21 protein-coding genes and 1 pseudogene are annotated in these 19,712 nt (G+C 40.0%); 3 read left to right on the top strand and 19 right to left on the bottom strand.

What is annotated here, in order from left to right:
* Nucleotides 1-45: 45 nt before the first annotated feature.
* Nucleotides 46-432, top strand: a complete 387-nt coding sequence (locus BQ4305_RS20365) for an Hsp20/alpha crystallin family protein (RefSeq protein ID WP_110929538.1) — start codon at nucleotides 46-48, stop codon at nucleotides 430-432.
* 81 nt (nucleotides 433-513) lie between these two features.
* Here BQ4305_RS20365 and BQ4305_RS20360 read toward each other — a convergent pair whose 3' ends face one another.
* The 7 genes from BQ4305_RS20360 to BQ4305_RS20330 form a co-directional block, all read right to left on the bottom strand.
* On the bottom strand, nucleotides 514-3,651 hold the full coding sequence (locus BQ4305_RS20360; protein WP_110929537.1) for an AAA family ATPase: 3,138 nt from the start codon (nucleotides 3,649-3,651) through the stop codon (nucleotides 514-516).
* Nucleotides 3,648-4,793, bottom strand: coding sequence for an exonuclease SbcCD subunit D (locus BQ4305_RS20355; protein ID WP_110929715.1), 1,146 nt, complete (start codon nucleotides 4,791-4,793; stop codon nucleotides 3,648-3,650). Before BQ4305_RS20355 ends, BQ4305_RS20360 begins: the two co-directional genes overlap by 4 nt.
* Before the next feature lie 154 nt (nucleotides 4,794-4,947).
* Nucleotides 4,948-5,376 (bottom strand): DUF2621 family protein, encoded by a 429-nt coding sequence (locus BQ4305_RS20350; protein WP_110929536.1) that lies wholly within the window; start codon nucleotides 5,374-5,376, stop codon nucleotides 4,948-4,950.
* Between the two features lie 74 nt (nucleotides 5,377-5,450).
* Nucleotides 5,451-5,759, bottom strand: a complete 309-nt coding sequence (locus BQ4305_RS20345; RefSeq protein WP_110929535.1) for a DUF3219 family protein — start codon at nucleotides 5,757-5,759, stop codon at nucleotides 5,451-5,453.
* A gap of 103 nt (nucleotides 5,760-5,862) precedes the next feature.
* Nucleotides 5,863-6,339 carry a CcdC family protein gene (locus BQ4305_RS20340; protein WP_110929534.1) on the bottom strand — a complete coding sequence of 159 codons (477 nt, stop codon included), beginning with the start codon at nucleotides 6,337-6,339 and terminating at the stop codon, nucleotides 5,863-5,865.
* A gap of 90 nt (nucleotides 6,340-6,429) precedes the next feature.
* The gene (locus BQ4305_RS20335; RefSeq protein ID WP_110929533.1) at nucleotides 6,430-6,789 is read right to left on the bottom strand and encodes a response regulator; all 360 of its coding nucleotides are present in this window, start codon (nucleotides 6,787-6,789) and stop codon (nucleotides 6,430-6,432) included.
* A gap of 206 nt (nucleotides 6,790-6,995) precedes the next feature.
* On the bottom strand, nucleotides 6,996-7,703 hold the full coding sequence (locus BQ4305_RS20330) for a cytochrome c biogenesis CcdA family protein (protein WP_110929532.1): 708 nt from the start codon (nucleotides 7,701-7,703) through the stop codon (nucleotides 6,996-6,998).
* 222 nt (nucleotides 7,704-7,925) lie between these two features.
* On the opposite strand from BQ4305_RS20330, the gene BQ4305_RS20325 reads away from it, so the two are divergent.
* Complete coding sequence (locus BQ4305_RS20325; RefSeq protein WP_324611625.1) at nucleotides 7,926-8,096, top strand: aspartyl-phosphate phosphatase Spo0E family protein; 171 nt, start codon at nucleotides 7,926-7,928, stop codon at nucleotides 8,094-8,096.
* Between the two features lie 699 nt (nucleotides 8,097-8,795).
* Here the strand turns inward: BQ4305_RS20325 and BQ4305_RS20320 are convergent.
* From BQ4305_RS20320 to yneA, 6 genes are all read right to left on the bottom strand, one after another.
* Entirely contained in the window at nucleotides 8,796-9,011 is a 216-nt protein-coding gene (locus BQ4305_RS20320; protein ID WP_110929530.1) for a YneF family protein, read from the bottom strand.
* 87 nt (nucleotides 9,012-9,098) lie between these two features.
* The gene (sirA, locus tag BQ4305_RS20315; protein ID WP_110929529.1) at nucleotides 9,099-9,539 is read right to left on the bottom strand and encodes a sporulation inhibitor of replication protein SirA; all 441 of its coding nucleotides are present in this window, start codon (nucleotides 9,537-9,539) and stop codon (nucleotides 9,099-9,101) included.
* A 217-nt stretch (nucleotides 9,540-9,756) separates the two neighbouring features.
* Nucleotides 9,757-11,760 (bottom strand): transketolase, encoded by a 2,004-nt coding sequence (gene tkt, locus BQ4305_RS20310; RefSeq protein WP_110929714.1) that lies wholly within the window; start codon nucleotides 11,758-11,760, stop codon nucleotides 9,757-9,759.
* A 195-nt stretch (nucleotides 11,761-11,955) separates the two neighbouring features.
* Entirely contained in the window at nucleotides 11,956-12,189 is a 234-nt protein-coding gene (locus tag BQ4305_RS20305) for a DUF896 domain-containing protein (protein WP_110929528.1), read from the bottom strand.
* A gap of 65 nt (nucleotides 12,190-12,254) precedes the next feature.
* Nucleotides 12,255-12,899, bottom strand: a complete 645-nt coding sequence (locus BQ4305_RS20300; RefSeq protein ID WP_110929527.1) for a YneB family resolvase-like protein — start codon at nucleotides 12,897-12,899, stop codon at nucleotides 12,255-12,257.
* Between the two features lie 13 nt (nucleotides 12,900-12,912).
* A complete protein-coding gene (gene yneA, locus BQ4305_RS20295; RefSeq protein WP_110929526.1) occupies nucleotides 12,913-13,224 on the bottom strand; it encodes a cell division suppressor protein YneA in 312 nt (103 codons plus the stop codon).
* 152 nt (nucleotides 13,225-13,376) lie between these two features.
* On the opposite strand from yneA, the gene lexA reads away from it, so the two are divergent.
* Complete coding sequence (gene lexA / locus BQ4305_RS20290) at nucleotides 13,377-14,000, top strand: transcriptional repressor LexA (RefSeq protein WP_110929525.1); 624 nt, start codon at nucleotides 13,377-13,379, stop codon at nucleotides 13,998-14,000.
* 295 nt (nucleotides 14,001-14,295) lie between these two features.
* On the opposite strand, the gene BQ4305_RS20285 is transcribed toward lexA, so the two are convergent.
* The 6 genes and pseudogenes from BQ4305_RS20285 to BQ4305_RS20260 all read right to left on the bottom strand — a co-directional run bounded on the left by BQ4305_RS20285 (nucleotide 14,296) and on the right by BQ4305_RS20260 (nucleotide 19,702).
* Nucleotides 14,296-14,580 (bottom strand): holin, encoded by a 285-nt coding sequence (locus BQ4305_RS20285; protein WP_324611611.1) that lies wholly within the window; start codon nucleotides 14,578-14,580, stop codon nucleotides 14,296-14,298.
* A 214-nt stretch (nucleotides 14,581-14,794) separates the two neighbouring features.
* Nucleotides 14,795-16,054, bottom strand: coding sequence for a group II intron reverse transcriptase/maturase (gene ltrA, locus BQ4305_RS20280; RefSeq protein WP_110926455.1), 1,260 nt, complete (start codon nucleotides 16,052-16,054; stop codon nucleotides 14,795-14,797).
* A gap of 158 nt (nucleotides 16,055-16,212) precedes the next feature.
* Nucleotides 16,213-16,383: a hypothetical protein gene (locus tag BQ4305_RS21725; protein WP_199880500.1), complete on the bottom strand. Its 171-nt coding sequence runs from the start codon at nucleotides 16,381-16,383 to the stop codon at nucleotides 16,213-16,215.
* A 296-nt stretch (nucleotides 16,384-16,679) separates the two neighbouring features.
* Nucleotides 16,680-17,939, bottom strand: coding sequence for a group II intron reverse transcriptase/maturase (ltrA, locus tag BQ4305_RS20270; RefSeq protein WP_110926134.1), 1,260 nt, complete (start codon nucleotides 17,937-17,939; stop codon nucleotides 16,680-16,682).
* A 158-nt stretch (nucleotides 17,940-18,097) separates the two neighbouring features.
* The gene (locus BQ4305_RS21720; RefSeq protein WP_199880500.1) at nucleotides 18,098-18,268 is read right to left on the bottom strand and encodes a hypothetical protein; all 171 of its coding nucleotides are present in this window, start codon (nucleotides 18,266-18,268) and stop codon (nucleotides 18,098-18,100) included.
* Nucleotides 18,269-18,565: 297 nt separating this feature from the next.
* Nucleotides 18,566-19,702: pseudogene (locus tag BQ4305_RS20260) on the bottom strand (zinc-dependent alcohol dehydrogenase).
* Between the last annotated feature and the right edge of the window lie 10 nt (nucleotides 19,703-19,712).

The following is a 19,712-nucleotide window of genomic DNA, read 5'->3' as shown; positions in this document are numbered from 1 at the left end:
AAGCATATAATGTGAGCAAAGGGGCATCCGGGGGTAAAGAAGATTATGTCAAAATCTAATCCTGTTTCAAAAAGCGAGACAAAAAAATTTAACGAATGGGTAAAGAATTATTTTCTTGATCCCAACATTGCAATGCTCGATAATCAGCTGTTTTTTATAGATATTTATGAAGATAATGAGGAATACACCGTTGAAGCGATTCTTGAACATGTTGAACTTGAAGATATATCGATCCAGTTAGATGAAAACGAAATTTCCATTTTTATAAAGAAAGAAAAGCAAAATAATCAGCCATCTGTTTCACGCAGCATCCCATTTCCTTTTCCCATTGCTACTCATAAAATTAAAGCAGAATTCAGGCACAGTCTGCTAACGATCCATATCTTTAAACACGAAACAGCTTCCAATACACAGAGAATTCAAATTGAATAGATCCTTTAAGTATGTAAAAAACTCCGGCCAAATAAACGAGCCGGAGTCAAATCCACTGTGATGATTAATTTTATCTGATCGTTAACTCGAAAAATAAAATGATGTTCGGCTGCCCTTTTGGGTTGCCGTCACTTCCAGTCTTGCATCAATTCGCTCCTTTAAATCCGGAACATGTGAAATAATCCCGACAAGGCGGCCGGTGCTCTGAATATCCATCAGAGCCTCTATAGCATGATCTAAAGATTCAGGGTCCAGTGTTCCAAACCCTTCGTCAATGAACATGGTTTCAAGGGAAATTCCGCCAGCATGCTCCTGTACAACATCCGCAAGTCCTAAGGCCAATGATAACGAAGCTTTAAAGCTTTCTCCTCCCGAAAGGGTCTTTACATGCCTTTCCTGTCCTGTGTATTGATCATACACCGCAACCTCGAGCCCGCTTTGAATATTCTTCCTCGTTGGATCCAATTTTCTGAGAAGCTGATAACGTCCGCTGGTCATCTTTAAAAGCCTCACGTTTGCCGCTTTTAATATATCGTCCAAAAATGCCGCAAGGACAAACCTTTCAAACGTAATTCGGAAAGGGTTTTGCCCTTTGGATATATCAGCAAGATGGCCGACCACCGCGTATTCTTCTTCCAATTCCTTTAGACGCTCTTGGCTCTCCTTAATTTTGATAGCGATGCCCTTATTTTTTTCCCACGCTGCTTCCACTTGTGTTTTTCTTGCTCTTTGTTCCTCAAGCTGGTCATTTATCAATAAGAAAGTGTTTTTCAGCCCTTGGAGATCTGGCTTGTCTACACCTTTGAGCCTTAATTCAAGATCATGCAGGAGACTGATATTTGCCTGTACTTTTTGCTCAAATACACGGACCTGCATCTCAAGCCGGCTGATATCTTGCTCTGTTTTCTTGGCAGAAGTATATTCTTTATAAGATGAAAACCCTTGATTTTTCATATCGCTGAGAAATTTACTCCGTTCTGTTTCTAATTCCTTGCGCAAGCTCTCTTCTCTTACGTTCAATGCTTCCCATTTTGCCTTGGCACCAGCTTCCTCTTCCTTTGTATTCTGCAGGTCTGATTGGGCCTTTTTCAATGAGTCCTCAAGACTTTTATAGATTTGTTTTGCATTATTTAAGGCGGTAAAGTACCCCTGTTCCGTTCTCAGCTCCTCCGGAAGGGAAGCTTTTAAAGAAGAAAGCCTGGCTTTCTTTTCAAAATACAGGGATTGAGAAACTTCTGCTTCTTGCTTGCATTCTGACAGCAGATTTTTTAGCTCAGCTGTTTCCTGCTTCAAGGTTTTTAGTTTTTTTTCTACTTCTTGAAGCTGCTCTTTTTTAGATAACAGTTTTTTTAGAGATTGATCAAACTCTAATGATTTTTTAGCGATTTGGATCCTGTGCTCTTCTATTGCCGTTAAATCAAAATCAGGGAGACACTCTTTCATCTCTCGCTCTTTTTCATCTATTTCTTTTTGGAGGGACATACACATCGATTCTGCCTGATAAAACTCGGTCTCAGCTTTCGCTCTTTTTTTGTCTATCTCACCAAGAGCCTCTTTTTGGCTGCTAACGAAAGCCTCGGAAGGGGATTCATCAGGCAGAACAGCCGGATGGGGGTGATGCACAGAACCGCAAACAGCACAAGGCGAGCCTTCCTTAAGAGTGAGAGCCAGAAGTCCAGCCTGGCTTGTGCGAAACTGTTCCTGAAGTTCTTCAAGGCCTTTCTGTTTCTGTTCGTACTCAGAAAGATAGTGTTTATACAGCTCTTTCCTTTTCTCCATGAAGTCTCTCTTTTGCTCCAATTCCTCTTTTAGCGCAGATAGTTTTTCGATTGAGTGAAGAAGCTGACGGTTTTTTTCTGCCGCCATTCCAAGATCCGCATATTCAAGAGCTGCTTTTTCACATTCTTCTTTTCGCTCCCATAGCTGCTCCCAGGTTCTCTCCTGTTTAGCAAGCTGCGTCTCTGTACTCTTTAGTACGGCCATGGATTTGTCCAAAGCTCCCTCAGCCATTTTCACTTCTTTATTCAGCAATGCATAATCCTGAACAGATGCTTCCAGATGTTCAAGGTCGTGCACCCGCTTCTGTGCCTTTTCGCGCTCGGCTGTTTTCAGTATTTCAGCATTATAAAAATCTTGTACCTTTTCCAGTTTTTCTTGAAGAAGACTCATTTGACCGGATAAAAGCTCCTTATCCTTGCTCACTTGCTGAAATTCATTGCCAATTCGTAAATAAAATTGTTCTTGCTTTTCAAGAACAGCTGCCTGCCGGGCCCTTTGAATGGCTTCTCTCTTTTCTTCTGACTCAGGACGCACAGCTTCCAGATTGTTTTTTTCATTCAGCAGCCTGTCCTTTTCCTCGAAGCTTTTCAACACGTCTTCTGCTTTAGAAATTTCCTTATGAACTTGATCACGCACTTTTTGCTTTTCTAAAATCCCCTGTTCGTGCTGATGGATGACCTCTTCTGTTGACTGAATCCATTCATTAAGCAACGCCATTGTCTTTATTTCATCCGGCATCTCCGAATTCATTTCTTCCAAGAGTGATTCGCTTTCCAACGGAAGGATTTCCTTGATGAACTGTCTTCTTTCCCGTGCATTTTCTTCTGCTTGTTTTTTTAGTAAAGAGGCTTCTTCCTTCAGCTTTTCCTCTACTTTCTTAAATAACTCCGTATGAAAAAGTCTTTGAAGAATCTGTTCCTTATCTTTACTTTCGGAAATAAGCAATTTCCTAAATTCCCCCTGAGGAATCATCAGGATCTGCCTGAATTGATTCGCATCCAAACCAATTAGAGATTTTATTTTTTCATCCACTTCCCGAACATTGGATCCGAGCAGCTTTTTAGAACTTCCATCAGGTTCCCATTCATACAGCTCTGCCTTGGCGCCAATTTGTGTCGTACCTTCTCCCGATTTTTTCTTTCGTTCCTGCTGAGGAGAACGTTTAATGGTATACTGCTTTTGCTTCAATGTAAAATTCAGTTCCACCTCTGTTAAAACATCATGTTCAGCAAACTGGCTCCGCAGTTCCTGTCCGTTCCGGTCTTCCCCGCTTGCCTTGCCATAAATGGCATAACTGATACCGTCAAATATGGTTGTCTTTCCTGCCCCTGTTTTTCCTGAAATTACAAACATGGTCCTGTTCCCCAATGACTGAAAATCGATAATTTCCTTACCGGCATACGGCCCAAAAGCCTTCATCGTTAATACTAATGGTTTCATTTCGCTGCCTCCTCTTTCCTGACAGCCTCCATAATTTGAATCATGACATTCTTTTTTCTTTGGTCAAATTCCCGTTCTGTCATTTCATTATAAAATGTTTCAAACAAATCAAGCTCTGACATCCGTTCATTTTTCACAGAAGAAAACGCCTGCTTTCTCCTCATATCGATTAAGTCCAGTTTTCGTTCGAGATGCAGCACATTGGGATAAACTTCACGGAGGCGATTAATCGGATCCATAAGGGCCCCCTCATCCAAAAGAGTAATTTTAAGATAATCCTCCGTTTGCTGAGCTTGATAAAAAGAAGGATCCAACAATTCTTCCATATGCCCGCTCAGTTCCCGCATATCATGCTTTGGCGTCAAGGTCCGGTAACGGAGATCAAATTCTCCTTGATCATTCACTTCCACAATCGAAATGGATTTCTTTTGCTTTGCTTCAGAAAAAGAATATTTCATAAGTGAACCCGAATAGTAAACAGTCGGGTGCTTAATAGCGTCCGGACTGTGAAGATGCCCTAAAGCAGTGTAATGAAAAGCTTCAAAAAGATCTGCAGATACACAGCCTGAACCGCCCACACTAAGAATTCGCTCAGAATCGCTGGTTTTCCCGCCTAAAACAAACGCATGCCCAACCAGTACATTAGGTTCGTTCGGATTCAGCTTTTCCTCAATTCGGCCCATGATCACTTTCATTGCATCCTGATGGCTTGAAATACTGTCGTCTTCATAAATATGCCTTACTGTACCAGGCTCTGCATACGGGATGCAATAGAAGTTCACACCTTCTATTTGTACGGATTCACAAAGCGGCGTCATTTTCCCCTGAATAAATAATTTGCTTTTCTTATACCAGGAAGATCCAAATGAAAGACGCTCAGCAGAGTCATGATTTCCCGCAATGGCTACAATTGGAATACTCATTTCCACATTAATTTTATAAAAAATTTCGTCCAGTAAATTAACGGCTTCTGTCGGCGGAACTGAACGATCATATAAATCGCCTGCAATAATAACCGCATCTGGCTTTTCTTCTGTCAATATATCAATAAATTGCAATAAAGCATGTCTTTGATTTTCGGTCATATGTATACCATGAACGATTTTGCCAAGATGCCAATCTGCAGTATGAATAAATTTCACTTTCATTCACCTCTTCTATGAAAATATGATTTCAGCAGAAATGACGTCTGGCTGAATCCACTCATTTCTCATTATTATAACAAAAAGTTTTTGTCCACGCACAGGTGTTCTACTTTTACCAAATCAAAAAACAGGCTTAGAACAGCCTGTTTCCTTAGATAAAAAAGTTTTCATATGTCTTAATATCAACATTCCGTTCAATCAGCTTTTTTTTCAAAAATTTATGATCTCTTTTAGGAGTGGCCAAAATATAGCCTCTGAAGATTAAATCCTGGGAAATCGCAGTCACTCTTTCCTGTAAAGCCAGCTCTCCTATTTTCCCTGCTATTTTTTGCCGTGCTACATCTCTGAATAGCTCAGGTACTGGGTGAACCAAATCCTCCAAAAGATCAATTTCCTCCTGTTTCCACATATGTCTGGTTTCCGAAATATAATATTCTTCCCAATCCATATCCGACTTCCCGTCCGTTTTCGGCAATCTCTTCAAAAATTTTCTAAACATAAAGAAGCCGCCAATACACATTAAAGAAATTAAGATAACAATCCAGAAAAGGATAAACCATAAAAACCAGCCTTCAAGCAAATGCTCCGCCCTCCCCGATTTTCCTTTGCTTTTATTATAGTGACGAAAGGAAAATTTTACAAGAAGGAGAGGGGTTAGGCTTCCTGCGGCACTTCAACCAGAATCAATGAAAACACTCCCTCATTTCCTTCCACATAAAGATTAGTAAAAGGAGCCGTGTAATTTGTAATTTTCGCCGGGAATCTCATATTTAATTCAGGTATAAAAACATTAAAATTCATTCGGTAAAGCAGGGTTGTGATCTCATGATATTTTTCATTCGTCACTTTTATAGAAAAATGAACTTCCCGCAGAAATTCACCGTCCTGACTAGTCTGCTTTTTATGCAAGTTACATTCTTCTACTTCTAATATCTTGTCATCCAATTGAATTTGTCTAATCATATCTGTCAGCTCTTTTCTTCATGATTATATGGATCTTTAAATTGCAGAAATACTGCTTAAATAAGCAAAAGACCCTCCCGGACCGGAGGGTTTAACTGATAAACTAGGCCATCTTTCCATTGCCAAAAAAAGTCTCTTTAAGCTTTTTATATTGTAAGTACATAACAATTCTCCAAGGAAAGATCATTCCAAGAGCCAAAATGAAAAACATCCCGCTTAACGGACCGTATTCGATCGATGTGCCCAATACTATTTTGGCAATCAGCCTAATAACCAAAAGGCCGATTAAAATAAAGATAAAAGCTTTTGAACGCTGCATATATATTTGATTTTCTCTTATCTCAAACTTAGATGTTTTAATAAGCAGCAATGAGAAAACCATACCAGTAAAGATTGCTTCAAGGAATTGAGAACCATTCAGGTGAAAAATCGGGAAGATAAACATTAACGCACCTGTACTCATGAAGATAGGCGGCAGGATAATATTCTTGGCATTAACCGGCCTTTCCGTTTCTTTCATCCTAAATTTAAATATGACAAGTGCCATAATAAGCGCCAAGCCCGTTGTTATATATATCATCTAATCATCCCTTTTCAAAATTGGACCCTAACTTCAATCTTTATAAAAAGTATATAGCACTCATTTTAGTTAAGCAAGTATACTCTTTATTTAAGAAAATACCCGGCGAATGGATTCTAGTACACCTATTTCATCAAACGGTTTGATAATGAAATCACGGGCCCCCGCTTCAAGAGCCTCTATTACCATTCTTTGCTGACCTATAGCTGAACACATAATAATCCTTGCCGCGGGATATTCTTTTTTTATCTCCTTTACAGCATCAATTCCGCTCATATGAGGCATAGTAATATCCATAATAACGAGATCGGGCTTTAAGGTGCGGTATAAACTGATCGCTTCAAAACCATTTTCTGCTTCTCCTACAATTTGAAACTCGGCTTTTTGCAGTATCTGCGCGATGGTTTCCCTTATAAACTTAGCATCATCTACAATCAATACCCTACTCATTTATTTCCCTCCTTGAAAAATTCCACCTTAGTCATTTATATGTTTGTTTTTAAATCAGGCTCTTTCGATTGTTACTAAAGCGTTTTAGGGAACAAGGCGCTGACATCGACAAAGCTTTAAAAAAGGGCTCGGCATATGACTCTGAAGGTGAATTCAACTGTATTCAATCGCAGTAATTTGATCGAATTGCGTATTTATGAAAGAGTTTAAAATCCTGTAAACCCTCCGAACGGTATGGAAATCAGAGAAATCAACTGCTTCATCCAATCAAAGTACAAGATGACTCCCATCACCATCATTAGGTAGCCTCCTGATTTCATAATAAGCTGGCTGTTTCGTTTAAACCATGTTAGCTTGCCAATAAAAAAAGAAAGGATAATGAAAGGCAGTGCGAAGCCAAGTATGTAAGCCATCATATAATATAGAGCCATACCGGGCTGCGTAGCCCCTAAAAGAATGACAGATCCCAATATCGGACCTGTACACGGAGTCCAGCCCGCCGCAAATGAAAGGCCGATAAGAATCGAACCAATATATCCAGATGGACGGTGTTTAAATTCAATTCTTTTATCTTTCATTAACATCTTTGGACGGAATACACCCACGATTACGAGAGCAAAGAAAATAATTAGAACCGCGCCTATTTGCCGGAACAATTCTTTATATTCAGCAAAATAGGAAGCTATATAAGGAGTGCTTGAACCAATTGCAAGAAAGACAACAGAAAAGCCAAGCAAGAAAAATAAAGTATGTATAAGGCTTCTTTTATGCAACAGCACATTTTCCGACTTTATTTCTCCCACGCTCATTCCTGTAATATAAGACAGAAAAGCAGGGTATAAAGGCAGACAGCAAGGTGAAATAAAACTTAAAAACCCAGCCCCAAAAGCTAAAAAGATATTTACATCACTCAAGATAAATCACTCCTAAATGTGCCAATCTATCAATATTGTACCAAATAATACGATAAAAAGACATTACACGCTTTTTGAATGTTTACTGGCAACGAATGGCAATCTCACGTCAATTCTTTGTCAATTTTTTGCCTATTCTGTCATTTGAATTCCATCTGACTAAACATTATAATTAGTATAAATTAAACTGCCGTTTATTAAAAAATACGATCATCTTCTGATCTGGAAAGGGTATTAATTGTGGCTAAAGAAGAATTGCTAGAAAAAATAGAAGCAAAGAGAAACGAACTTCATGATATTATCAAAGCAAATGGGTTATCCTCCCGCATTACAATAGAATACAGTCAGCAATTGGACCGGCTGCTTAACCAGTTTGACAAAAACTATTATTAATAATCTCCTTATAAATATTTCAACCTAAATGAAAGGACAGGCCCTTCCCTTTAGTTAATTATTATGAAAAGCAAATCGTTCATATTCCAAACTGTAAAAAGACAGATTCCTTTTCTTCTCAGGAATCTGTCTTTTCATTATAACCAGTAATAATAGAGCAACCAATACATAGGCTCTCAGAGATTATTTTCGCTGCTGCTCATTTATCCTCTGCAGCGAATAATGATATTTGTTGTGCCTGCGCGATTATTTCTAACGCCAGGAGTCCAAACGGTAGACGGATCATTTTCTGTAAAGCAGCGGGTAACTTTACATGTTTTTTGCACACGGTATCCAGATTTCAATATGTCCACCTCCCTCGTAGTGTTACTATATGTCACGATTGTAGAAATTGATTGGACAAGAGTACACATAAAAAAAGGTCTTTTTAGTTTCTCTTACAAACTTTTCATAATAGTTTAAAATCATTACTAAATTTATTAGATAATCAAGGGCTTTTCCTGATCCTGGCTGTCTTGAATAGACATTTCCAACAACAAAAAACCGCTTTTTCCGGCATACGTTCTACCAGAAAAAGCGGTTTCCGTTTTAAAAAAATCAATCAACACCAGCTTAAATTTACTTAGAGAGACCACCTCATCATCAATCTATGGATTGAATTCAAGCCGATAGATAAACGAGACTTACTAGACAAAGGACTTATTTCCCCTGCTGTTTGTTCATTGCGCTCATCATCTGATTAATTTTCTTTTGGGATGGTTTCATACCCATTTGCATCATCATCATCTTCAGCATCTGCTCATTAATCGGCGGATTTTTCTTTAAGTAATCCATCATGTATTTACGGGCAATGAAGAATCCCAGTACAAGACCGAGGATCAATGCCAGAACGCCAACAAGAATGTATATCCACATACCTTTTTTCCTCCTTCATGTTGTCTACCAATAAGTGTACTAGACCAAAGGTTATTATACAATACTTGCTGCTTATATGTCCTATTTTTACACAAATTTTCTTTCTTTAATAGGCTTTAGCCATCCATATTTCTCATTTTCAATATCGATGGCCAAAAAGCTGGATTCACATTTACGAATACATTCAAAATATGCTGTCTCCGCTTCAAAATCTCCTTCTGCTCTAACGGTAATGACTTCTTGATCCACCGCAAGACTCGCTTTACTGTAGCCATTGATTTTTTCAATGTAATGACCCGATTCCCGGGACTTGAAATTTCTGAGCTTCTTAATTCTTTTATCGATCGTTTGTTCTATATACTCACTCGGAATGCACTTAGTAACGTATTCTATCTGTTTTTCCAGCACAAGCTTATGTTTTCCCTCTGCCTGGCTGTAATCCCCGAACAAGTTGAAAAAGATCCGTTCTCTACCTAAATAATGGCGGGCAAATTCATCTTCGATTAAATAAATTTGATAGGTTCTCATTCGTGGATTCCTCCCAACATCCTTTTTCATTCATCTAAAGAGGAGCTGTATCTCTTAATACGAAATAGCGTTAAATTTCCTTCATTATAATATGAACATACAGAAAAGACATGTTATTTGCTGGAGAAATTTTACTCTAGTTTTGTCGAATGTGATTTTTATCAAATTATTGTACAAAAAAACTGGCACCCTTTTGGGTACCAGTTTTAGACAATGATTATTTCAATAAAGCTTTTACTCGGTTTACAACATTTTCAACAGAAAAGCCATATTCTTTCATGACTTTCCCGCCTGGAGCAGAAGCGCCAAATTGATTAATAGCCAAAATTTCGCCTTCATCTCCTGTATATCGTTCCCAGCCGAATGGAGATGCCATTTCGATTGCAAGGCGTTTCTTCACAGCTGGATTTAAAACAGTTTGTTTGTACTCCTTCGTTTGTTCTTCAAAACGATCCCAAGAAGGCATACTGATAACTGAAACTTCGATTCCCTCTTCTGCCAGTGCTTGCTGTGCATTTACAGCAAGATGAACTTCAGAGCCAGTAGCTAATAATAATGCATCAGCTACTTCCTTATTAGCAGGAGAAACTACATAAGCTCCCTTTGAAACCCCTTCAGCAGCCTTTTCTGCTGTATGCTTCAATGTTGGCAATCCTTGACGGGTCAAGACAAGAGCTGTAGGTTTATCGGTTGATTGGATAGCCAGTTTCCAGGCAGCTGCCGTTTCATTGCCATCTCCAGGCCTGATGATGCTTAGGTTAGGCATTGCTCTGAGTGAAGCAAGCTGTTCGACCGGTTCATGGGTTGGACCGTCTTCACCGACTGCAATACTGTCGTGCGTGAAAACATACGTTACAGGAAGACCCATTAAAGCAGCAAGTCGGATTGCAGGACGAAGATAATCAGAAAACACAAAGAATGTTCCGCCAAATACTTTCACTCCGCCATGCAAAGCAAGTCCGTTAAGTGCTGCTCCCATTGCAAATTCCCTCACACCAAACCATATGTTTCGGCCGCTGTATTCACCTGGGATAAAATCTGCTGCTCCCTTAATATTTGTGTTATTAGAACCAGCTAAATCGGCTGAACCCCCGATGAAATTCGGCAGATTTTTAGCGATTGCATTCAGCGCTTCTCCGCTTGATGCACGTGAAGCTAACGTTTTTCCTTCTTCATAGACAGGAAGATCTTTATCCCATCCCTGAGGGAGTTCTCCTTTTATCGCTAAATCTAATTGTTTCGCTAACTCCGGATAAGCCTCCCGGTAGTTTTCAAATAAATCTTTCCATTCTTTTTCTTTTTGGGCGCCGGCTTTTACACATTTCTCTTTAAAATGATCATATACTTCTTCCGGTACATAAAAATCTTCTTCAAAAGTCCATTTGTAGGCTTCTTTTGTCAGTTTCATTTCATCAGCACCAAGAGGAGCGCCATGAACTGAAGATGTACCTGAACGGTTAGGAGAACCAAAGCCAATTACCGTCTTAACTTCAATTAGGGTCGGGCGTGATTCGTCTGATTTTGCTTCTTTTAAAGCATTCGCAATCTCATCCAGGTCATTTCCATCCTCTACACGGATATATTGCCAGCCATACGCTTTAAAACGGTCTGCTACACTTTCACTGAAAGAACGGTCAAGGTCCCCATCCAATGAGATATCATTTGAATCATAAAGTACAACTAATCTTCCCAGCTTCAGATGCCCCGCTAATGATGCAGCTTCTGCGGATACACCTTCCATTAAATCTCCATCACCGCAAATTCCATACGTATAATGGTCCACTACTTGATAAGAATCACGGTTATATGTTTCTGCAAGATGCCGTTCAGCCATAGCCATACCCACTGCCATAGCAACACCTTGGCCAAGAGGACCAGTTGTTGCATCTACACCTGCTGTATGTCCATATTCAGGGTGACCCGGAGTTTTGCTTCCCCATTGACGAAAGCCTTTCAAATCATCCATAGACAAATCATAACCGGCAAGGTGAAGCAGGCTATATAAAAGCATTGAGCCATGACCTGCTGATAGTACAAAACGGTCACGGTTAAACCACTCTGGGTTTTTAGGATTATGGTTCATAAAATCGGTCCATAACTTGTACGCCATAGGCGCTGCTCCCATCGGCATACCAGGGTGCCCGGAGTTAGCCTTCTCAATCGCATCGATTGATAGTGTACGAATCGTGTTGATAGAAAGTGCATCCTTTTTGTCTAACATCATGTAAACATCCCTTCCTTTTATGTACTCCTTTATATTATAGCGAGATGGTTAATATAACAACCAAAAACAACGGAATATCTTCCTGTTTTCTTAAATTCAGGTATGACACGGTAGTAGAACAACTTATAAAAAAGGGGATACACCTAGCTGCATCCCTTTCTCATTCATTCTATTTAAACTCTTTCATTATTATTAATGTAAGCGTCTTTTGCTTTTAATATCCTTAATTTTTTGAGGTGTAACATCGTTCCCCTCAGGATCAAGGATTTTAACATTTTCAAGCGTATCAGACATTGATTTTCTGAATGTCTGTAAATACTCACTTCTAAGCTTAGATTGTTCTTTCGCTTCTTCGATTGTAAGCCCTTCAGCCTTCGATTTTTTGGAAAGCTCATTGATTCTCGCTAGTTTTTCTTTGGATAACATGTTTTCTCTCCTTCATTGATACGAGATATTGACATGTTATTAAAATTTAAGAGAATTTTCAAGTTTCACAACTCCTCTTTTTGGTACTCAAGATACCTTCTGTGAACGGTAGCCTTGGAAACAGGATAACCAAATCCTCTCAGGGTTGCTGCAATTTCAGAAAAAGTAAGTCCATTCCTCCTCAGCTTCACAATTTCCTCAACCGGAACCTCTTTCCTGTCCCTGCCGCCGCCCTGACCTTGATTTTTGAGATTTTTTTCTGGCGAATATCCATTCTCAACTGCCCTTTTCATACCGCGCTTAATTTTCAGGTTATGTAATTTACGTTGGTATTCTTCCACTATACCTACTATTTGAATAACCAATGCGTCCGCATCAGATAGTTCGTACTGTCCCTCATGCGAGAGTGAAAATATCTTAACATCTTCTTTCATTATTACATGAAAAAGAGCGATTTTGGCATTTCCTCTTCCAAGTCTTGTTTCATCCTGAATAAACAGAGCATCCGCCTGATGGCCACGGAACTGATCAAGCATATCGAAAATGGCATCTCTGTCCAGATCATAACCGCTTGCCCGCTCCTTATAAACCTGAATGACTTCTGCATCCATCTTTTGGGCAAACGCCAGCAATTCTTCTTCCTGCCTTGCCAGTGAGGTTTCCTGTGATTCCTTTTCCGTGCTCACTCGGCAATAAATAATAGCTTTCATAACATCCCTGCCCTTATTCCTGACTCGCTAAATTATGAGTGAAATCTCCCCGGCTCACCGGAATGGTTATTTCCTTGCCGGCAGTTAATGTATCACCTTGTATTCCATTATGCTTCTCTATCCAATCAATGAATTCTGCTTTTGTCAACTGAGGAACTTCATGCCGGTCAGCTATTTCCCACAATGTATCTCCGTCTTTTACTTCAATGGAAACATAGTCTTCCCGTTTGTCCTCTTGCAATGAAAATGAAAAAAAGACCGATAAAATAAAGACCATTGCTGCTAAAAGGCACGTATACATATATTTATTCATTAAATTACTCATTACTATTTCCCCCTTATCGAATATCCGTTCGCATTTACTGAAATTATATACCGAACACTTGTACTAGTCAACACATTATTCGAACTTATGTTTGTATACCATAGGAACACATGTTATAATAAGGCAAAAGATGCAAGAGAAGGGGTGTAGAATTGACTAAGCTATCTAAAAGGCAGCAGGACATACTCGATTTTATAAAAGAGGAAGTGCGGCAAAAGGGCTATCCGCCTTCCGTAAGAGAAATAGGAGAAGCAGTTGGGCTGGCTTCCAGTTCCACAGTGCACGGACATTTATCTCGTTTGGAAAGCAAGGGTCTTATTAGAAGGGATCCGACAAAGCCGCGTGCAATAGAGATATTAGATTTAGAAGAAGGAAATAATATACCAAAGAGCAATGTCATCAATGTTCCTTTACTCGGTAAAGTAACAGCTGGGCTCCCTATCACTGCTATTGAAAATATAGAAGAATATTTCCCCCTTCCGGAAAGTATGGCCCCTCATGATGAACATGTATTTATGCTGGAAATTATGGGTGAGAGTATGATAGAAGCAGGGATTCTTGATGGAGACTATGTGATTGTCCGCCAGCAAAACTCTGCCAACAATGGCGAGATTGTTGTCGCCATGACTGAAGAAGATGAAGCAACAGTAAAAAGATTCTTTAAAGAGTCAGACCATATTAGACTGCAGCCTGAAAATTCCAATATGGATCCGATCATTTTAAGAGATGTGAAAATCTTAGGAAAAGTCATCGGATTGTATCGCCACATACACTAAAAGCGCATTTTATGCGCTTTTCAGAGTGTAGACAAACCCCATTTTCGAAAAAAACTTTTGCGAAAATGGGGTTTTCACTTTTTTGTTTCAGCTTATTTAGTGTCTTTCTGATTGAAACAGCGCAATATCTTGATTACTAATTCAGTATTAAAAATGGCTATCGACTTTGTCGACAGCCTGAAAAGCGCATTTTATGCGCTTTTTTCTATTTACTCTCTTAATCTATAGCTATGCTATTCTTTGTAAAACATGAAAGATTTTTATTATTGTTCTTTTAATCATTTGCATTTCTCTACTAATTACTTTTTTTAGACATTCCTTCTCTTTTTTTCAAAACCATTTCGTAGATTCCTGTACCGCTAAGCCCCGCAAAAGCTCCGGCCCACAGTCTCAAAGCTGTATCCATATCTGTAAAAGGATATGAAAGATATCCTATAATCAGCCCTATAAGAACGCTCAATAATGGCAGAAAATTTTTAGGTACAGCCACTGCCCGTTTTATCACTTCTAAAAAAGCTGTTGTAATAGGCGAAAGAATACTAGTGAACAGCAATACCTGCTGCATAATTTCATTTTCCATAAATCCACCTCGATTTTGAATGATCCTAGTAATAAGATATTCCAGATTTTAAAATTAGAAACGCCCTTTTTAAGCTTTTTGAATCCTTACTTGCCGTCTATCAGTTCTTTTTTTTTCCAAAGAAATGATTGTTTTTCCGAATCGAGTAGGAGGGGGTGATTAACCCCCGACCTCTCACACCACCGTACGTACCGTTCGGTATACGGCGGTTCCATTAAGTTTGACGCAGAAATTCATATCGATTATATAAACTTTTCAACCCTCGGTGACTCCAATACAAGTTATTGAGGGTTTTGTGTAAGATTGGACTACAGGCTATTCTCCAATATTTCTTTCTGGAGTTTCCCCATTCATATGCCTTTTGGTCAGGGACACCTAGACCTTTGAGTTTTCTTACTCTTGTCCTCGGTTTCTTCCATTGTTTCCATTCAAGCATACGGAGTCTCCGTCTAATCCACTCATCAAATTCTTTAAATTTACTTGGTGTATCAGCCAATGCAAAATATCCACACCATCCCGTTAGATATTGATTTAGTTTCTCGATTCTAACTTCCATAGGAATTTGTTTAGAACGGGAGGTTAACTCCCGTATTTTAGCCTTAAGCCTTTTAATACTTTCATTGGCTATTCGAACCTTCGGTTTCTTATTGACCGTAAAGCTAAAGCCAAGAAACTTTCGTTTCCACGGGCGATCAACTGCTGACTTTTCTCTATTTACTTTGAGCTTTAATTTCTGCTCAATAAAGCATGTAATTGAGTTCATCACTCGTTCTCCAGCTTTCTTCGATTTCATGTAAATATTACAATCATCGGCGTAGCGGACAAACTTGTGACCTCTCCTTTCTAACTCTTTATCAAGTTTATCCAAAAGGATATTCGAAAGAAGGGGGCTCAGTGGACCTCCTTGTGGTGTTCCTTCTTCTGCATCATAGACTACACCATTCATCATAATTCCTGCTTGGAGATATTTCCGTATAAGTTTCAAGACCAGCCGGTCTTGGATTCTACTTGCTAATATCCCCATTAACTTATCATGATTGACTCTATCAAAGAATTTCTCCAAGTCCATGTCAATCACCCATCTATAACCTTCACTTATATATTCCCTTGCTTTACGAACCGCATCATGACCTCTTCTATTTGGTCTAAACCCATAACTATGTTCTGAGAAGGTTGGGTCAAGAAGTGGGGTTAGAACTTGGGCGATAGCCTGTTGAATGAACCGGTCTGTCACGGTAGGTATTCCTAGTAATCTTACTCCACCGTTCGGTTTCGGGATTTCGACTCGACGGACTGGGTTAGGTTGATAGGTACCTTCCCTTAATGAATCACAAAGAGTTTCCCAGTTCTCATAGAGATGTCTTCGTAGGGATTTTACGGACATTCCATCTATGCCGTGACTCCCTTTGTTCTTCTCCACACGTTTAAGTGCTTCTATTAAGTTTTCCCGTGACAGAATCAGATCCATTAACATGTGATATTTCCTTTCGACGTGAACGTAGAAATCTAATTATGTTATTCCTGCTCCACCCTCATGAAGTCCCCTGTGGAATTCACCACTTCCTCCTTCAAGTAAGTCCTTTCGGATTGTCTGCTTCTATACAGGAATTATATGCCTAGTTCTCGTTCTTCCTAATAGTTCAGTCCTTCCCATTCCATCTCGAGTTGGAATGGTACTATGACCTCGGCTGACTTCTGATTGTTCAGCTGTCCATCGCTGGATAGGTTACCAAGGGAACTTGGCGTTCCAATCAGACCTCCCCGGGTAAGAGTACAGTCTTTCCCTCCATCTATCTGCTTCATTTACTCTGTACCACCTTCGGCAGTAAGGACTTCGTTTTGTTGTGCAAACTCATCCAATGGTACCTAGCCTTATATGAAGTTCGTGTTCCTCAGACCGGAGGTTTGCCGCTCGCTTCCTTCAGATTCTGCGTCACCACAGACACCCTTGCGTTAAGCTAACCATTACTACTGCCTTCATGGTTCGGGACTCTCACCCTATAGACTGCACCCATGCCGGGCGNAATCGAGTAGGAGGGGGTGATTAACCCCCGACCTCTCACACCACCGTACGTACCGTTCGGTATACGGCGGTTCCATTAAGTTTGACGCAGAAATTCATATCGATTATATAAACTTTTCAACCCTCGGTGACTCCAATACAAGTTATTGAGGGTTTTGTGTAAGATTGGACTACAGGCTATTCTCCAATATTTCTTTCTGGAGTTTCCCCATTCATATGCCTTTTGGTCAGGGACACCTAGACCTTTGAGTTTTCTTACTCTTGTCCTCGGTTTCTTCCATTGTTTCCATTCAAGCATACGGAGTCTCCGTCTAATCCACTCATCAAATTCTTTAAATTTACTTGGTGTATCAGCCAATGCAAAATATCCACACCATCCCGTTAGATATTGATTTAGTTTCTCGATTCTAACTTCCATAGGAATTTGTTTAGAACGGGAGGTTAACTCCCGTATTTTAGCCTTAAACCTTTTAATACTTTCATTGGCTATTCGAACCTTCGGTTTCTTATTGACCGTAAAGCTAAAGCCAAGAAACTTTCGTTTCCACGGGCGATCAACTGCTGACTTTTCTCTATTTACTTTGAGCTTTAATTTCTGCTCAATAAAGCATGTAATTGAGTTCATCACTCGTTCTCCAGCTTTCTTCGATTTCATGTAAATATTACAATCATCGGCGTAGCGGACAAACTTGTGACCTCTCCTTTCTAACTCTTTATCAAGTTTATCCAAAAGGATATTCGAAAGAAGGGGGCTCAGTGGACCTCCTTGTGGTGTTCCTTCTTCTGCATCATAGACTACACCATTCATCATAATTCCTGCTTGGAGATATTTCCGTATAAGTTTCAAGACCAGCCGGTCTTGGATTCTACTTGCTAATATCCCCATTAACTTATCATGATTGACTCTATCAAAGAATTTCTCCAAGTCCATGTCAATCACCCATCTATAACCTTCACTTATATATTCCCTTGCTTTACGAACCGCATCATGACCTCTTCTATTTGGTCTAAACCCATAACTATGTTCTGAGAAGGTTGGGTCAAGAAGTGGGGTTAGAACTTGGGCGATAGCCTGTTGAATGAACCGGTCTGTCACGGTAGGTATTCCTAGTAATCTTACTCCACCGTTCGGTTTCGGGATTTCGACTCGACGGACTGGGTTAGGTTGATAGGTACCTTCCCTTAATGAATCACAAAGAGTTTCCCAGTTCTCATAGAGATGTCTTCGTAGGGATTTTACGGACATTCCATCTATGCCGTGACTCCCTTTGTTCTTCTCCACACGTTTAAGTGCTTCTATTAAGTTTTCCCGTGACAGAATCAGATCCATTAACATGTGATATTTCCTTTCGACGTGAACGTAGAAATCTAATTATGTTATTCCTGCTCCACCCTCATGAAGTCCCCTGTGGAATTCACCACTTCCTCCTTCAAGTAAGTCCTTTCGGATTGTCTGCTTCTATACAGGAATTATATGCCTAGTTCTCGTTCTTCCTAATAGTTCAGTCCTTCCCATTCCATCTCGAGTTGGAATGGTACTATGACCTCGGCTGACTTCTGATTGTTCAGCTGTCCATCGCTGGATAGGTTACCAAGGGAACTTGGCGTTCCAATCAGACCTCCCCGGGTAAGAGTACAGTCTTTCCCTCCATCTATCTGCTTCATTTACTCTGTACCACCTTCGGCAGTAAGGACTTCGTTTTGTTGTGCAAACTCATCCAATGGTACCTAGCCTTATATGAAGTTCGTGTTCCTCAGACCGGAGGTTTGCCGCTCGCTTCCTTCAGATTCTGCGTCACCACAGACACCCTTGCGTTAAGCTAACCATTACTACTGCCTTCATGGTTCGGGACTCTCACCCTATAGACTGCACCCATGCCGGGCGCACACAGAAAGAAGTCTCTTGATCAGATACGATCAAGAGACTGGACAAATTCATGATTCTTTTTTTATAGCCAGTATTCACGGTTTAAGTACTACTTTAATACAGCCATCCGTTCTTGTATCAAATACTTCATACTCATGTTTTGCCTGATCTATTGGAAGTACATGAGTAACAACGTCACCAATATCTATTTTTTCTTTGGAAATGAGATCATACAAGTAGGGCATATACGGAATAACAGGAGCTTGGCCAGTCTTTATATCAACGTTTCTCTGAAACAAATCACCAAGAGGAAAAGCATTATACCTGCCCCCATAAACGCCGGTGATCTGTATCGTACCGGCTTTTCGAACTGCCTGTGAGGCTATCACGATGCCTCCCATTGCCCCACCATGCAGTTTAAGCCCTGAAGCGAGATATTCCATCGGTGTCATTTTCCCGCTCATTCCCGAACAATCAATTACGATATCAGCTCCGCCTTTTGTAATCTCTTTCAAATATTCTCCAGTGGATTCATGTTCCTCAAAATTGACAATTTCTACATGATTCGTACGCTTTGCATGCTCTAGACGATAGTTCAAATGGTCAACCGCAATGACTCGCTTTGCCCCTTTGAGCCAAGCGAATTTCTGCGTAAGAAGTCCTACAGGACCACACCCTAAAACGATGACCGTATCACCTGGTTTTACGCCTGAATGGTCTACACTCCAATAAGCAGTCGTTGCCGCATCGGCCAGCAGAACAAGTTTTCCATCTTCTGATTCGCAATTTTCAGGCAGCTTAAAAGGCGTAAAATTACCATAAGGTACTCACATATATTCAGCCTGGCCGCCTGCATAGCCCCCAGTGGTTTCTGAATATCCAAAAAAACCGCCCATTTCTCCATGGGGATTCGAGTTATCACATTGGCTTGTCAGATCATCATTGCAATACCAACAGCTTCCACAGCTTACGTTAAATGGGATAATGACCCGGTCTCCTTTTTTGAGTTTGGTTACACCCGGTCCAATTTCTTCTACAATGCCCATGGGTTCATGACCTATTACATAATCTGTTGGCATATTCGGGATTAACTGGTGTATTAAGTGCAAATCAGAACCACAAATCGCCGAAGTTGTGACTTTAATGATGATATCATCTGAATTTTTAATAGCAGGGTCTTTTACGTTCTTCACTTGGACATTTTTATTCCCTTGATAGGTTACAGCTTTCAATCATCTTCCT

The organism is Bacillus massiliglaciei (assembly GCF_900098925.1).
GTDB lineage: Bacteria > Bacillota > Bacilli > Bacillales > DSM-1321 > Peribacillus > Peribacillus massiliglaciei.
Note: the sequence above shows the minus strand (reverse complement) of the source record. Positions and strands in the feature narration are given on the sequence as shown.